Raw genomic sequence first — 15761 nt, 5'->3', positions numbered from 1 at the left:
GGGTAGCCTGGCAAGCGGGTCAGGTCTGCAGCGTGCCGCAGCACGCTGCATGAGGCCTGGTCGGCAGCGCCTTAGCGACGCGCCGCCTTGACCTTCAGGCGCCATGCATGCAGCAGCGGCTCGGTGTAGCCGCTCGGCTGCGTCAGGCCCTGGAACACCAGGTCGCGCGCGGCGCGGTAGGCATAGGAAGCCTCGAAGTCCGGCGCCATCGGCGTGTAGAACGGGTCGTTCTCGTTCTGTGCGTCCACCACGCGCGCCATGCGCTGCAGGGTTTCCGTGACCTGCGCCTCGTTGACCACGCCGTGCAGCAGCCAGTTCGCAATGTGCTGGCTGGAGATGCGCAGCGTGGCGCGGTCTTCCATCAGGCCGACGTTGTGGATGTCGGGCACCTTGGAGCAGCCCACGCCCTGGTCGATCCAGCGCACCACATAGCCGAGGATGCCCTGTGCATTGTTGTCCAGCTCCTGCTGGATTTCCTCGGCCGACCATTTCGCTTCCGCCACCACCGGGATCTGCAGCAGCGCATTGCGCAGACTGTCGATCTCGCCGGCATTGGCGGTCTTTTCCAGCTGCTGCTGGATCTCGGCCACGTTCACCTGGTGGTAATGCAGCGCATGCAGCGTGGCGCCGGTTGGGGAAGGCACCCAGGCGGTGTTGGCGCCGGCCTTGGGATGATTGATCTTCTGCTCCAGCATCGCTGCCATCATGTCCGGCATGGCCCACATGCCCTTGCCGATCTGGGCACGGCCGCGCAGGCCGCAGGACAGGCCGATCAGCACGTTGCTCTTCTCGTAGGCGGTGAGCCAGGTGCTGGTCTTCATGTCGCCCTTGCGCATCATCGGGCCGGCCTGCATGGCGGTGTGCATCTCGTCGCCGGTGCGGTCCAGGAAGCCGGTGTTGATGAAGGCCACGCGGCCGGTGGCCTCGCGGATGCAGGCCTTGAGGTTGACGCTGGTGCGGCGTTCCTCGTCCATGATGCCCAGCTTGACCGTCTCGGCCGGCAGGCCCAGCAGCGCCTCGACGCGGCCGAACAGTTCGCTGGCAAAGGCCACTTCGGCCGGGCCATGCATCTTGGGCTTGACGATGTAGACCGAGCCGGTGCGCGAGTTGCCGATCTTCTGGTCGGGCTTGCGCTTCAGGTCATGCAGCGCGATCGCCACGGTGACCACCGCATCCATGATGCCTTCCGGGATTTCCTTGTCGCCGTCATACAGGATGGCCGGGTTGGTCATCAGGTGGCCGACATTGCGCAGGAACAGCAGCGAGCGGCCATGCAGCGTGACCACGCCGTCCTTCGCATCGGTGGCGCCGGCGCCGGCGGTGTATTCGCGGTCCGGGTTCAGGCTGCGGGTGAAGGCATTGCCGCCCTTGGTGATGGTTTCCGACAGGCTGGCCTGCAGGATGCCCAGCCAGTTGGAATAGGCCAGCACCTTGTCCTCGGCATCGACCGCGGCGACCGAGTCTTCCAGGTCGAGGATGGTCGACAGCGCCGCCTCGATCACGAGGTCGGCCACGCCGGCGGCGTCATTGCTGCCGATCGGGGTGCTGCGGTCGATGATGATGTCGACATGCAGGCCATTGTTCTTCAGCAGCACCGAGGTCGGCGCGCCGGCGTCGCCGCGATAGCCGACGAATTTCGATGCGTCGGCCAGGCCGGTGGCAGCGCCGTTTTTCAGCGCCACGACCAGCTTGCCGCCATCGACGGTGTAGCCGGCGGCGTCGTGATGGCTGCCCTGGGCCAGCGGCGCGATGCGGTCGAGGAAGTCGCGCGCAAAGCCGATCACCTTGGCGCCGCGCACCGGGTTGTAGCCTTCGCCGTTGGGGCCGCTGCGGGTGGCGCCGCCGGTCTCGGCGATGGCATCGGTGCCATACAGAGCGTCGTACAGCGAGCCCCAGCGCGCATTGGCGGCGTTAAGCGCATAGCGTGCGTTGAGGATGGGCACCACCAGTTGCGGGCCGGCCTGCACTGCCAGTTCGGCGTCGACGTTCGAGGTGGTGATCGTGAAGTCGTCCGGCTGCGGATTCATGTAGCCGATCTTTTCCAGGAAGGCGCGGTAGGCAGCGGTATCCTTCAGCGGGCCGGGATTGGCGCGGTGCCAGTTGTCCAGCTCGGTCTGCAGGCGGTCGCGTTCGGCCAGCAGCGCGATGTTCTTGGGCGCCAGGTCGCGCACGATGGCGTCGAAGCCTTGCCAGAAGGCGGCGCTGTCGACGCCGGTGCCGGGCAGCACGCGGTCTTCGATGAAGCGGTAGAGCGGGGTGGCGATCTGCAGTCCGTGGCAGGTAGTGCGGTCAGTCATGGTTAAGCCTCGTGTTGTCGTTATTTAAAATCGGGAAAGAAAAATCATCGGCTGGCGCCGCGGCGCGCCTCGGCGTCGATAAAGGCCGGCAGGTCCGACAGCAGCCGCGCCTGGCCGCTGGGCGTGACGCCCAGCTCTTCCATCGGCGCACCGGCGCGGTTGACCCAGAATGTCTTGTAGCCAAACCAGCTCGCGCCGCAGATGTCCCAGCCATTGCTGGAGACAAACAGGATGTCGCGCGCTGCCATGCCCAGCATGTCGGTGCCGAGCTGGTAGGCTTCCGGCGCAGTCTTGAACTTGCGCACCGCGTCGGCGGAAAGCACATGGCTGAACAGGCCGTCCATGCCGGCATTCTGCACGGCGGCTGCCAGCATTTCGGGATTGCCGTTGGAAAGGATGGCCATCTTCATGCCGCCTTCCTTCAACTGCCGCAGCGAGGCCAGGTTTTCAGGGAAGGCCTGCAGCTTTGCGTACTGGCCCATCATGGTGTTCTGCGCTTCCAGGTCCAGTTCAAGGCCCAGCTTGCGGCAGGCAAAGACCAGCGCATCCTGCGTGATTTCCCAGAAGGGCTTGTAGGTGCTGCACAGGGTGCGCAGCTGGCTGTACTGGATCTGCTTGTCGCGCCACAGCTCAGCGAGCAGCGCGCCCTTGCCGGGATAGAAGCGCTCAGCCAGCGCGCCGATGGAATAGACGTCGAACAGGGTTCCGTATGCGTCGAAAAGAATGGCCCGCACTGTCATGGCTGATGGACTTGGTTGGCTGAAGTCCGGGGAGTATAGCCAATCTAAAAGTCAATAGCGCTAATGTTTTGTCGATTCACTTGTGCGTTCCAGTTAAAGATAGAGGATCGTTGGGGACGGTGGTTCCTGCGGGAAGCACCGTCTATCAGGAACGCGCTCAGGTGGCGGGCTGGTCCTTGATCGAGGCCAGCAGCGCATATTTCTCACGGTCTATCTCGCCGCGGGTGCGCACGCCGAGGTGGCGCAGCACCGGCAGCGGCGGACACCAGCCGCGCAGGCCATGCTGCAGCAGGAAGGGCAGCACGATGCCGGGCAGGATCAGCCACTTCTTGTTCACGGTGGCGCCCAGCACCAGGCCGGTCAGCGCGAGGGTGGATGCGTTGACCTCCAGCATGCGCTCGATGTCCCATTCATGGTCCAACTCCTCGACGCGCTCGCGGATCACCTCCGGCGTGGCGTTGAGGTAATGCATGATGTTGGCTTCGGTCTGGCGGTCGATCTGGCGGTTCACATCGAGCGCGGTGGAGCGGCGCACACGGTCAGCTTCATCATTCTGGACAGTGGTCAGGGCATGGCTCATCGGTTTCCTCCTCTGGGTTGATTAATTGGCAAGCTTCGTTTGACGTTGCCTGCTGCAAAAAGTGCCCGATGCGGTCCTGTTTCTCCGGACGTGGAATAACTTGCTCACCAGCGTGACGCGTTATGCCCCCTAAGTTGATATCGACCAAAAATGCCTTGTTCGCGTGACTGTACAAAAGGAAGGTGTTTTGTCATGGAGTCAACAAGACTCGCCATGGGGCTCTGGCTGTAGAGGCGGAGTGTTATCCGCCATGGTTGGCAAGCCGGTTCTAAAGTCCCGAAAATTCAATCCCGGAACGGCCCTGGCTGATATAGATCAGCATTGGACCTGCGGGAAGGGGAAACATGGATGTTTTTACCAACTGCGAATCGTTAACAAGCGCAGATCCTTCCATCTTAATTGCCTCATTTTATTGACGAGTTGAATTATTAAGCATCGACCAACTAGCAATGAAATAACGGATCAATCCATGGATAAAGCCGAATTTGACCAAATCGCGGATGAGTACCTAGCCCTGCACAGCAAGAATATAAAAGCTTCTGGAGAATCCCCCGAGTTTTTTGCACGCTACAAAATAGAGGACGTAAGACACGAGACAGCCAAAGCAGGAATCAAAGCAGAAGCCATCCTCGACTTCGGTTCTGGAATCGGAAACTCACTGCCTCATTTCAACGATTTCTTTCCTTCAGCCAGAATTACATGTGCCGACGTATCCCGCCGTAGCCTGGATATCAGCCGCTCGCGCTATAGGAATATTCCTGCCTGCTATGCCGAGATTGACGAATTCAAACTGCCGTTCGAAGCCGGAAGCTTCGACCTCTGCTTTTCCGCATGCGTGTTCCATCATATCTCTCATGCCGAGCATGAGCACTGGCTTGCTGAGCTCAGGCGCGTTACCAGGAGGAATGGCATGCTGGTAATCTTTGAACATAATCCGGTTAATCCGCTTACCGTGTCGGCGGTTCGCAACTGCCCTTTCGATGAACATGCAGTGCTAATGCATGCAAGCGCGCTTGAACAACGGATAGCCAAGGCCGGCTGGAAAAATGCCGAAGCTGTATACCGAATGTTCTTTCCCAGTTTCTTGTCATTTGCCCGCCCACTGGAAAAGTTCATGCGCAAATTACCTCTTGGCGCGCAATACTTTATCGTGGCGCGAAATATATGAATTTGTTATCAATATCTCTGATCAAGTTCGCATTGGTTGGCGCCAGCAATACGTTGCTCGGGATTAGTATCATTTATTTCTGCTGGTCTGTTTTAGGACTCAATGATCTCGCTTCGAATCTCACCGGTTACCTTGTTGGTTTCATGTGGAGTTTTTTCGCGAACAGAAGGTGGACTTTCCTTTCTGAAGCCAAGGTATCGAGGAGCATGTGGCGATATGCCCAGGTATGCGGGGCGGCCTACCTGGCAAACCTTGCTGCTCTTTTCATGACACGCGATTTGGTCAGCCATGATGGTTTTCTGCCGCATATATTGGGAGCAGTCGTATATACGGGCGTTGCCTACATCGGGAGCCGTTACTTCGCCTTCACGGACGGGTAATTCAGGCGCCCTCCAGCGTCATCAGGCCGGTATTGCCGCCGGCCGCGGTGGTGTTGACGGACACGGTGCGCTCGGCCACCAGCCGCCACAGGGCAATCGGTTCGCTGCCATGGGTTTGCGCCACCGGCGTCAGCGCGCCTTCGCGGGCCGCCAGCACCGGCAAGAGAGCCGCGCAGCAAGCCTGGTCGCACAGGGCCAGCGATATCGCGGGATGGCTGGCGACATTGGCCACGATAATGATTCTTGCGCTGACCGCCTGCGGCAACCCGGCTGGCAGCAAGGCGCAGGCCGCAGCGCTCATCAAGGCGTGATTGCCGGTCGCCAGCACAGCCGCCAATTGGTTGAACAGCGCCGCACGATCGGGCGCCGCGCACAGCACTGATCCGCGGGCGGCGAAGCGCAGGATATTGCTTTCGCCGGTCGGGCCCGGCAGGTGCAGCGCGCGGCCGAGCAGGCTGTCCCGCGCATAGCGCTGGGTCAGGGCGATCAGCATCGTGTCGCCATTGGCTCGCGCCCAATCCTGCAAGGCTTGCAGTCCGGCATCTTGCGCGGGCGGCTGCGCGGCCAGGTCGGAAGCCGCGATGCCGCTGTCGGCCGCGTGCTGCAGACGGCGCAGATACAGCGGGCCGCCCGCCTTCGGGCCAGTGCCGGACTTGCCTTCGCCACCGAAGGGCTGCACGCCGACCACCGCGCCAACCATGTTGCGGTTCACATAGATGTTGCCCACATGCGCCCGCCCCGCGATGCCTTCCACCGTTTCATCGATGCGCGAGTGGATGCCCAGCGTCAGGCCATAGCCGCTGGCATTGATCTGCGCCAGCAACTGCGGCAGGTGGTCGCGGCGGTAGCGCAGCACATGCAGCACCGGCCCGAAGACCTCATGCTGCAGGCGGGAGAAATCGTCGATCACGATGACCGTGGGCGCAACGAAGCTGCCGCGCCGGCAGGCGTCGGGCAGCGGCAGCTGGAACATCTCCAGCGCATGGCTGGCGGCGCGGTCGATGTAGTCTGTAAGCGCGCGGCGCGCATCCTCATCGATGACCGGGCCGATGTCGGTGGCGAGCCGGTCCGGCACGCCGATGCGCAGCTCGCGCAGCGCGCCCCTGAGCATGCCCAGCACATGGTCGGCGACATCGTCCTGCAGGCATAGCACCCGCAGCGCCGAGCAGCGCTGGCCGGCGCTGTCGAAAGCCGATGCCAGCACGTCCTGCACCACCTGTTCCGGCAGCGCGGACGAGTCGACGATCATCGCGTTCTGGCCGCCGGTTTCGGCGACTAGCGCCGGCGCACAGCCTTGCGCCGCGCCGCGCCCGGCAAGCTGGCGGTTGATCAGCGCAGCCACCTCGGTGGAGCCGGTAAAGAGCACGCCGCGGATGCGCGCATCGGCCACCAGGGCCGCGCCCACGGTGTCGCCGGGGCCGGGTAGCAGTTGCAGCGCGGCGCGCGGTATGCCTGCCTGATGCAGCAGCGTGGTGGCCAGATGCGCCATCAGCGGCGTCTGTTCCGCCGGCTTGGCCAGCACCACGTTGCCTGCGGCCAGCGCGGCGCTGACCTGGCCGATGAAGATCGCCAGCGGGAAATTCCACGGGCTGATGCACAGCACCGGCCCGAGCGCGGGCGCGGCCGGCGCCTGGCTGGCCTGGACAGCGTAATAACGCAGGAAATCGACCGCCTCGCGCATTTCGGCCAGCGCATTCGGCAGCGACTTGCCGGCTTCGCGCACCGCCAGCGACATCAGGGGCAGCCGTTCCCCTTCCAGCAAGTCGGCCGCGCGCAGCAGCAGCGCAGCGCGGGATGCCGGCGTCATTGCCTGCCAGCGTGGCGCTTCTTCCGCCGCCGCTGCCAGCGCGGCTTGCCTCTGCGCCTCGGACGTTTCGTGCACCAGGCCAACCTGGTCCGAGCGGTCAGCCGGGTTGGTGACGGGCAGGCCGGCATCCCCCGCGGCCAGGTCCTCCTGCGCCAGCAGCGGCGCGGCGTGCCAGAAGCGCTGGCCCAGTGCCTGCAGCGCCGGCGCGATCTCGCGCAGCGCGTTGCGGTCATTGAAGTCCATGCCGGTGGAATTGCGCCGGCGGGGGCCATACAGCGCCGCCGGCAGCGAAATCGCCGGATGGGGCGTACCGCCGGACTGCGCCGCGGCCTGCACCGGATCGGCCAGCAGCCGCTCGAGCGGCACCTGTTCGTCCACGATCTGGTTGACGAAGGAGGTGTTCGCGCCGTTTTCCAGCAGCCGCCGCACAAGGTAGGCCAGCAGCGTCTGGTGCGAGCCGACCGGCGCGTAGATGCGGCAGGCGCGGCCCAGGCCGTCCATGCCCACCACCTGGTCATACAGGGTTTCGCCCATGCCGTGCAGGCACTGGAATTCATAGTCCGTTACGCCCAGCCGCTGCGCATGCGCATGGACCGTGGCCAGCGTCAGCGCATTGTGGGTTGCGAACTGCGGATAGATCACGTCGCTTGCCGCCAGCAGCCGTTGCGCGCAGACCAGGTAGCACAGGTCGGTATGCGCCTTGCGGGTATAGACCGGATAGTCGGGCATGCCATCGACCTGGGCGCGCTTGATTTCCGCGTCCCAGTAGGCGCCCTTGACCAGCCGCACCATCAGCCGGCGGCCGGCGCGCCGGGCCAGGTCGACGATGCAGGCAATCAGCGCGGGGGAACGCTTCTGGTAGGCCTGGACCACGAAGCCGATGCCGTCGAAGCCGGCGGTATCGGGATCGAGGGCCAGTGCTTCCAGCAGGTCCAGCGACAGCTCCAGCCGGTCGGCTTCCTCGGCATCGATATTGATGCCGATGTCATGGTGCCTGGCCAGCATCGCCAGCTTCTTCAGGCGCGGCAGCAGCTCGGCCATCACCCGGTCACGCTGCGCCACGCTGTAGCGCGGATGGAGCGCCGACAGCTTGACCGAGATGCCCGGACCCTGCCGGATGCCCCGTCCGGCGCCGGCGCGGCCGATTGCATCGATCGCCTGTTCATACAGGCGGTAATAGGTGTCGGCATCCTCCATCGTCAGGGCCGCCTCGCCCAGCATGTCAAAGGAATAGCGGTAGCCGCGTTCCTCGTTGGCGCGGCCATGCGCCAGGGCTTCGTCTATGGTCTGGCCGGTGACGAACTGGCGTCCCAGCATGCGGATCGCAAGGTCCACGCCGCGCCGGATCAGCGGCTCGCCGCCGCGCGCAATCAGCCTGCCCAGCGCCGTGCCAAGCCCACGATGGCTGGCGTCCTGCGGCGCCACCAGCCTGCCGGTCACCACCAGCGCCCAGGTGGCGGCATTGACGAACAGGGAGGGCGAGCCGCCCAGGTGGCGCTGCCAGTCGCCGCGGCTGATCTTCTCGGCAATGAGGCGGTCCGCGGTTTCCCGGTCGGGAATGCGCAGCAGGGCCTCGGCCAGGCACATCAGCGCGATGCCTTCCTGCGACGACAGGGAAAACTCATGCATCAGCGCATCCACGCCGGAGGCGCGGGCACGGCGGCTGCGCACGTTCCGCACCAGTGTTGCGGCCAGCGCCTGCGCCTGGCTTGCGACGTCCGCGTCCCGCGCCGCTTCGGCCAGCAGGGCCTGCACCGCATGCCTTTCGTCGCGACGGCAGGCTGCGCGCAGCGCCTGGCGCAGCGCGTCCGGCTCGGGCCCCGCCTCCGCTGCCAGCGCGGCAAATGGCGGCAGGGCGTCAGCGGGGGTGAATGCAACGGCATCGGGCTTGTTCATTGGGATCGTCCTGGTGTCAGGGTGCGGGCCGGGTCGCCTGCATGTCCTGTCATTCTAGGAGAAAGAAACCAATATTAATTCCGGCATTTGGCTAGATATTATTAAGAAAATTTGCCTTAAAATTGTAAAGCCAAATTAAATTTACCCAAGATAATGCCATGCTCGACAAGACCAACAAGAAAATCCTGGCCGAACTACAGCAGGACGGCCGCATCTCCAACCTCGAACTGGCATCGCGGGTGAACCTGTCCGCCGCGGCCTGCCTGGAGCGGGTGCGCAAGCTGCAGGAAGCCGGTTATATCCTGGGCTACACGGCCAGGCTGAACCCGGAACTGCTGGATGTGGCGCTGCTGGTCTTCATCGAGGTGGTGCTGGACCGCACCACGCCGGATGTGTTCGACGAGTTCAAGCGCGCGGTCCACAAGGTACCCGAGGTGCTGGAGTGCCACATGGTGGCAGGCGGCTTCGATTACCTGATCAAGGTAAGGGTGAAGGACATGGCGGCTTACCGGACCTTTCTCGGCAAATCGCTGTTGCAGCTCAAGGGCGTCCGGGAAACCCATACCTATGCCGTGATCGAGGAAGTGAAGAACTCGAGCATCTTCCCGGTCCGCTGATGTCGCCGGACCATGCAATTCGTGCATTTACGCGGCAAGGCGGGTGCGCGCTGGATGGTAGTCATGAAAAAACGGACATTATCAGCACCGGCCTGAAAGCTAAAAGCTAAAAGCAACTGCGCAATAAGGTCAGGGTAATGCTTTCGTAAATCGCCTTGCCGAATAAGCAGCGACGATTTTCATTCCCGATTGCCATTTGCGCCATTCGTGCATTGCCCGGTTATCGGGATTGGCAATCTGGCGCCCGAAAAAAATGCCAGCGATTGGCTGGCATTATTATCTCGGTTATCAAATCCGCCGCAGCGGATTGATTGGCATTCAATCAGACGGATGCAGCGACTTTGCGGAGCTGGTCAACCTGCTTGCTGCTGATGCGGCCGGTGGACGGCACGGAGGAAGCCATCGCCAGTGCGCCTGCTGCAATGCTCAGCCATCCACGCAGCGACAGGCCGGGGCGGGAAGCGCCTTGTTTCGCGAAAAAGGAAGGAATGGCGGCGCCGGAATAGGTCATCATGGAACTGGTCATTTTCTGCCTCGACTTTGTGATTTGTTTCGATGGTTCCAATATAAGTGTTCATGCCGCGGCTTTCCAATTCCGGATTGTGTTACCCATTATCATCAGAATGAATATGATGCGATGGTGGCCCATGCCATTCCTGAAATGACGAAATGGAAAGCGCAATCAAGGCCGCAATTGCGCTATCGATAAAACAGCTATTTCTTTTCCTGCCGGCCGGTAGTACGGTCCGTGCGAACAGCCGTCAACGATTTGTATGGCCGAGGCAGACAGCCGAGCTGCCAAAGATTTGACAACCATGCAAGACAGCGCCGGCGCCGATTGTAAAACTGTCGGATTTCAGGGTTTTCTGCTGTGTTTTGCCAGTCAGGCGGCGCTGGCACGCGGTATGCAATGACTGTCGTGAGCCCGGCTGGGACAGCGTGGCTCGGATTCCCGGCATCCGTGTCTGTGCAGGCCTCGAGCGCCGCAGCCGTTGTCAACACGGGCATTACGCCGGTCAACAAGCCTTGTTCCTTACCTTAGGAGACGATGATGACTGTCAAACACATGATCGCTGCTGCCGCCCTCCTGGCCGCAGCTGCTTCCTCTTATGCAGACCAGACCGAGTTTGTCGCACCCGACGCCGGCTTCAGGCCGTCGATGACCCGTGCCGAGGTGCGTCAGCAGATGGCGCAGGCCTATGCCAAGCACCAGATGGTGATGCAGCAGCACACCGGCCAGGACCCGGTCTATGCAAAAGGAGAGCGCACCCGGCAGGAGGTTCGCATGGAAGCGAGGGAAGCGGCGCGGCAACGCCATCCCGGCGACGTGAAGGATATCTACTTCGGCTGACTGCGTCGGCTGAAGCGGCACACGGCCCGACGGTGTCGGGCCGTTTTCTTAGGATCGGAAGCAGGCTGTGCGACTGTGATCTGGCCCGCCTGTGTTTGGCAGATGTCGCATCAGGAAGGCACGTCGGTCTGGAGCGATCATCATCCAGCACAGATGCATCGGTTCTTCATCTTCATTTTAAAGTCGCCGAATGAACTTGAACCGCCCTCGTCCACGTTGACCTCAGACCAGGCCTAGCCGACGCTGTTCGCCTTGAACAGGGCGCTTGATCGCCTTGGTGTCCCCAACCTCCACGGAATATGCGAGGCGCGATCGCCACGCATATCAATGCATATGGCTGGCGGATTGATGTACCTCACTCACCCAATAAGGCGGCGTACTATCGTCACCCTCAGTTGGTCAAATAACAAACAGCATATCGGCACCGTCGGTGCGCCTCAATGTAACCGCTGAGGGAATCCTTTATACCCGCAAGCAATGAATGCACTCATCTGGTTGTGTTTTTAAAGGAGCATCATCATGCGCAAGTTCAAGACTTTGGCAATTCTCGGACTGGCTGTCATCCCTTTCTCGCTGTTGCCTTTAACTGCATCGGCTTCTCCAGATTCCCTGCCTTCGCCATCAGAATCCAATCGTCCATTTTTTTCTGTACGAGCCGATCAGTTTTTCAACGCCACGGGAATACTCGCTGCTCCAGGCGAATCATTCCTGATTCGAGCCAAGCCTCATGACGTGGTCGACCTTTCTACACTTAACGGAGGCTATAAAACATTCGCTGACGGAACAATAGTTGTCACGCCGCCACCTGATTCCGGCGCATTCCAATATTTTCGCGATCGAGCTGGCCCAATATATAGCGATCCGGTTGCCGGTTCACGCAAATCGCTGCTTCCCCTCGGCGAACAACTGCGTGGGCATTTGCCCGGTGCTCCTAATGGCGCACTTGTAGCAGGCTTTTCGGCCTCAGCTTACCCTACATCATTCAGTGATTTCCCCTACGGCTTTGTCTTAATCAACGACAAGGGCATTGCGAGAGCGCCTTCTACAGGAGAATACCGTTACCTATTTCTTGCCGTGAACGATATCAACAACCCGTTGGGGGATAACGCAGGGGAATTCAGGGTACGCATTTACAGACTCGGCGAAGGGATGGGCGATGCCGTGATGAAAGAGGGAAATACCTCTCGAGCGGATAATCTTCATCAATAAGCCGTTAAAAATGCTTCTGATGGCACGTCGCCAGCGGCCTGCCATTGTCCTGCTGCTTCCCTGCGGAGTATTCGGCCAGTCGATATGAGGCGGCTGACCGAAACTCAAACATCAATGGCACAAAACGCCGCATATCAAATTGCTGGGAACATTGCGGCCTGCCTATGCCAGGCAATCTGTCTCTCGTCTCAAAGAGAACGCTCGCGATGCGGAATTGACCGCCGGCCGTAGAATCGTTTCTCCCTTTTCGGTTGCAGCAACCGCGATAGTCGGCCATAAGCAGCCGGGCCGTCGAGCTAGGCATATGCCGGGATCGTCGAAAATGACTTTCTGAAGTATTGGCAGCTGCGCGCAAGCGGCGGGTTCTCTGTCGGCCTTCTTTATTTTTCTGCGGCTTGCATTTCCTGCTGGCGTTGCCCAGAGGAAGCTGCAATAATAAAAATGTTTCTTTTAAGAATTATCGAGTTGGATTGATCCGCTCAGAAAAAGCTGCTGCACTTACCGCCGGCGTGATTTTTTGCCTGGCACCCTTCGTTAATTCAATGAAGTCAAACTATGAAAGCCCGGTTACTTAAATTCGTTCTCGCCACAGCCACCGTTTCAGTGTTAGCGGGCTGCGCTGCCCCCATTCCGATCAAGACCTATGAGGGACAACAACTTCCCGTCGAGGACGTCTCCGTCCTGATGGTGGACAGACAGACTACTATTTATAGCATCGCCGGCTATAAACCAGACATCAAGCTCACAGGCAATGACATCTCGATGAAGGGAACAGAGTTTGAAGTACAGCCGGGTCCGCAACAAGTCGTTTTCTCATTGAGTTCGACCACTTCGTCATCTGACAATGTAGGGGTGCCTCCTAAAGGAACCATTGTCACAACGACTTACAGATCTGTGTTCACCTTGAAGCCGATCAAAATTTTTCATGATTTCAAAAAAGGGCACAAATATGAATTGCACTACCGGCACGATGAAAAAAAATACCACGCTCTAATCGTCGACGTGACCGACGGCGGAGCGAAACGCGACTACGGGGTTGCATGGGGAAATATTAGGCCCTAGCTTAAAGAATGCAAACGAAAGCAGCTGCCCGGAGACTATCGCGGTCATGCTGAATTGAATGGCGTGGCTGATCACATTTCACTCGGCGCTCATGTCAAACGTCAAGTCCCATGGGCAGATCACCATGATTCACCGCTTAGCCATTTCACTTCTCCTCGCTTCCGTTCTCATAGCATGCAGCAGTCCTTCACAGAGCTATCGCATCGGCTCAACCTCTATCGATCCGAAATAGCGGCTGAGGCCGCACTGACGAGAGCCAATTCGAAGCAGGCGTCAGCACTGCCTGCAGAAAAGCAAATAAGTCTGCTGCGCGCCCCGATGCCGGTTTGTCGATGCCGCTAGAAAAGAAGGGGCGTTTTTCGCTACCCTGCCCGAGAGTGAACTGGTTCTCCCTGGTACAGCTAGCGAGAGAATTTCCTCGCCCCGGCGACACACAGAACAATCCCCGCTGTGACCGCAATCATGAGGCCTGATATCTGTTCATGAAGGAACGTACCCGCCAGCACGAGGCCAAAAAACGGCTGAAGCAACTGAAGTTGTCCCACTGCAGCCGTCCCGCCTAGTGCCAGCCCGCGGTACCAGAACACAAAACCGATCAACATGCTGAACAGCGAAACATAAGCGAGCCCTATCCAACCGTACGGGCTTACCTCTGCCATTGAAACCGGCATCTCGATCAGCGTCAGTGGGAACATGACGGGTAGCGAAATGACCAAAGCCCAGGAAATGACTTGCCATCCACCAAGCGCGCGGGATAACGCTGCGCCTTCGGCGTAGCCCAGTCCGCAGATAATAATTGCGGCCAACATAAGGGTATCGCCGACTGCAGAAGCAGACACGCCGTGGGCCAGCGCAAATCCCACCACCAAAGAACTGCCCAGAAAAGAAAATAGCCAAAAGCCAAGGGACGGGCGCTCACCTCCACGAAGTACCGCGAAGATCGCGGTGGCTAACGGGAGCAATCCAATAAAAACGATGGAATGCGCAGCGGTTATATGTCTTAGTGCGAGCGCGGTAAAGAGTGGGAATCCAACGACGACGCCGCCCGCGACGATTGCCAAAGAAAACAACTGCTTGCGACTGGGGCGCTTTTCGTTTCTGAAAAATAGCAGGCATGCTGCAAGCAGGCCGGCGATGGTAGCGCGTGCGACAGTGAGAAAAATCGGATCAAAGTCCGCTACCGCAGCACGCGTCGCGGGGAGTGAACCACTAAAAATGATCACTCCCAACATGCCGTCCCACCACCCGCTTCGCACCCGGTTCATTTCCTCTCCTATTAGCGCTTAATGTGCTGTCCTCCTTGAGGGACAAGCGACGGTAACATGAAGTTATTTCCTTGTTATGCATAATTTGCATCAGCTGTAGCGCCCGGCAATGAAGTAGGTAATGAAGCACGCGACACATTTCTGACCTTGCGGCGGCAAGCGGGTGATAAGTCATATCAGCCCCCGATCTCAATCCATCATGTCCAGGTCGAAACCAATGGATTTCTTTGTCTGGCAAGAGCCCAGCGGGAATTCGAGCGGCATTGCCGCGATGATGGCGTGCTTGTGGCCTCGGCGAATGTGCAAGGACTCGGGACTTGCCTTTGAGCACGCAGCCTTGCGCAAACATGCGCAAAAGGCCCGTGGCGATCTCACCGTGTCGACAAGGCAGTGTCGACAGCGTGCAGCCTGCGCATCTATCCACCTGGTCAGCCATGAACCAGGCGGCTCCTGACCAGACGTCAGGGCGCGCCGATCACCCCATGTGCCGTGAAGCCGCTTGTAGCGAGCGCTGCAGGCGCAACCCGCAGCCGCGACCCATCAGCAATGATCAGCAATGTCTACCTTCTGCTGTGCTTGCCATTCTCTTCATCCCGACTGGCCTGGCGCCAGCCGAGCTGCCTGCGGATTTCACGCGGATCCGGCGGCGGCCTGTGCAATGCGATTTCATGCCTGAGCCACTGGCGGACCTGTTCCCTGTCTGGCTTGCCTGACTGGTACATGGCGAACTCCTTGCCGATGCTGGACCTGCGTTCCAGTGCGTTCAATATCGGCCTGGCAAATGCGGAACCGTTTGCGCAAGATCAGTCTCGCGGAAGGCCGGCACCGCCTTGTCTGGCAAACGCAACGGTCTTGCAAGCTGCTTTGGTCATGCCTGTTGAACTGGCGAGTCAACCTCCACGGCATGGCCTCGTTCGGGACTCCGCATGCACTGTATGCAGAAAACCGACTGCCGCCAGGCCAGTGCGTTTTCAGGCTTTCAATAAATGCCGAAATAGCGCTGTCAGGCTGGCAAGAAGGAAGGCATTCTGTAAGGCTCTGCACGACAGTGCTCATGAAAGTGTCTGTCCGGACCAGACCAGACAACGACCGGCAGCGGGTCTTCAGCCCGCCTTTACGCCGCTTTTGATGTCAGCCCATCATCGTTTTACCCCGCCAGCAGGGATTTTCCCGCGATTGAGCGACCTGGCACGGGCTATGCAATAGGGATAGCGAGCCCAGACAAAAGCTCACCAACCCAAACCAACCACCTTCAAGGAGTCTCATCATGCTGAACATCAAAGACCTGGCTGTCGCCACTTCCCTCGACGCGCAACAAATGGCTGCCATCAGCGGCGGCTTCAATGCCAACCTGTCCCAGATCGGCGACTTCAACCAGGCCGGCGTCCT

Annotated in this window: 12 protein-coding genes; 7 read left to right on the top strand and 5 right to left on the bottom strand. The window is 60.1% G+C overall.

All coding sequences use genetic code 11. The annotated features are described in order from the left end of the window. Positions 1-71: 71 nt before the first annotated feature. The 3 genes from IGW04_RS19315 to IGW04_RS19305 form a co-directional block, all read right to left on the bottom strand. Positions 72-2297: a malate synthase G gene (locus IGW04_RS19315; protein ID WP_194714731.1), complete on the bottom strand. Its 2226-nt coding sequence runs from the start codon at positions 2295-2297 to the stop codon at positions 72-74. Positions 2298-2341: 44 nt separating this feature from the next. Next, positions 2342-3037, bottom strand: coding sequence for a haloacid dehalogenase type II (locus IGW04_RS19310; RefSeq protein WP_194714730.1), 696 nt, complete (start codon positions 3035-3037; stop codon positions 2342-2344). 157 nt (positions 3038-3194) lie between these two features. Next, a complete protein-coding gene (locus IGW04_RS19305; protein ID WP_194714729.1) occupies positions 3195-3617 on the bottom strand; it encodes a hypothetical protein in 423 nt (140 codons plus the stop codon). Between the two features lie 469 nt (positions 3618-4086). Between IGW04_RS19305 and IGW04_RS19300 the strand changes: the two genes are divergently transcribed. Next, entirely contained in the window at positions 4087-4785 is a 699-nt protein-coding gene (locus IGW04_RS19300) for a class I SAM-dependent methyltransferase (RefSeq protein ID WP_194714728.1), read from the top strand. After that, positions 4782-5165 (top strand): GtrA family protein, encoded by a 384-nt coding sequence (locus tag IGW04_RS19295; protein WP_194714727.1) that lies wholly within the window; start codon positions 4782-4784, stop codon positions 5163-5165. Before IGW04_RS19300 ends, IGW04_RS19295 begins: the two co-directional genes overlap by 4 nt. A gap of 1 nt (position 5166) precedes the next feature. On the opposite strand, the gene putA is transcribed toward IGW04_RS19295, so the two are convergent. Beyond that, positions 5167-8868 (bottom strand): bifunctional proline dehydrogenase/L-glutamate gamma-semialdehyde dehydrogenase PutA, encoded by a 3702-nt coding sequence (gene putA, locus IGW04_RS19290; RefSeq protein WP_194714726.1) that lies wholly within the window; start codon positions 8866-8868, stop codon positions 5167-5169. Positions 8869-9026: 158 nt separating this feature from the next. On the opposite strand from putA, the gene IGW04_RS19285 reads away from it, so the two are divergent. From IGW04_RS19285 to IGW04_RS19265, 5 genes are all read left to right on the top strand, one after another. Next, a complete protein-coding gene (locus IGW04_RS19285) occupies positions 9027-9485 on the top strand; it encodes an Lrp/AsnC ligand binding domain-containing protein (RefSeq protein WP_194714725.1) in 459 nt (152 codons plus the stop codon). A 229-nt stretch (positions 9486-9714) separates the two neighbouring features. Continuing rightward, a complete protein-coding gene (locus IGW04_RS19280) occupies positions 9715-10194 on the top strand; it encodes a hypothetical protein (protein WP_228527221.1) in 480 nt (159 codons plus the stop codon). 342 nt (positions 10195-10536) lie between these two features. Further along, positions 10537-10836: a hypothetical protein gene (locus tag IGW04_RS19275; RefSeq protein WP_228527219.1), complete on the top strand. Its 300-nt coding sequence runs from the start codon at positions 10537-10539 to the stop codon at positions 10834-10836. A gap of 519 nt (positions 10837-11355) precedes the next feature. Further along, complete coding sequence (locus tag IGW04_RS19270) at positions 11356-12045, top strand: hypothetical protein (RefSeq protein ID WP_194714722.1); 690 nt, start codon at positions 11356-11358, stop codon at positions 12043-12045. A 555-nt stretch (positions 12046-12600) separates the two neighbouring features. Then, the gene (locus tag IGW04_RS19265; protein WP_194714721.1) at positions 12601-13107 is read left to right on the top strand and encodes a hypothetical protein; all 507 of its coding nucleotides are present in this window, start codon (positions 12601-12603) and stop codon (positions 13105-13107) included. A 401-nt stretch (positions 13108-13508) separates the two neighbouring features. On the opposite strand, the gene IGW04_RS19260 is transcribed toward IGW04_RS19265, so the two are convergent. Continuing rightward, positions 13509-14372, bottom strand: a complete 864-nt coding sequence (locus IGW04_RS19260) for a DMT family transporter (protein WP_194714720.1) — start codon at positions 14370-14372, stop codon at positions 13509-13511. Between the last annotated feature and the right edge of the window lie 1389 nt (positions 14373-15761).

The sequence above is a fragment of the Noviherbaspirillum soli genome, from assembly GCF_015352955.1.
In the GTDB taxonomy this organism is placed as follows: domain Bacteria; phylum Pseudomonadota; class Gammaproteobacteria; order Burkholderiales; family Burkholderiaceae_D; genus Noviherbaspirillum_A; species Noviherbaspirillum_A soli.
This window is presented reverse-complemented; position numbering and strand designations above follow the sequence as displayed.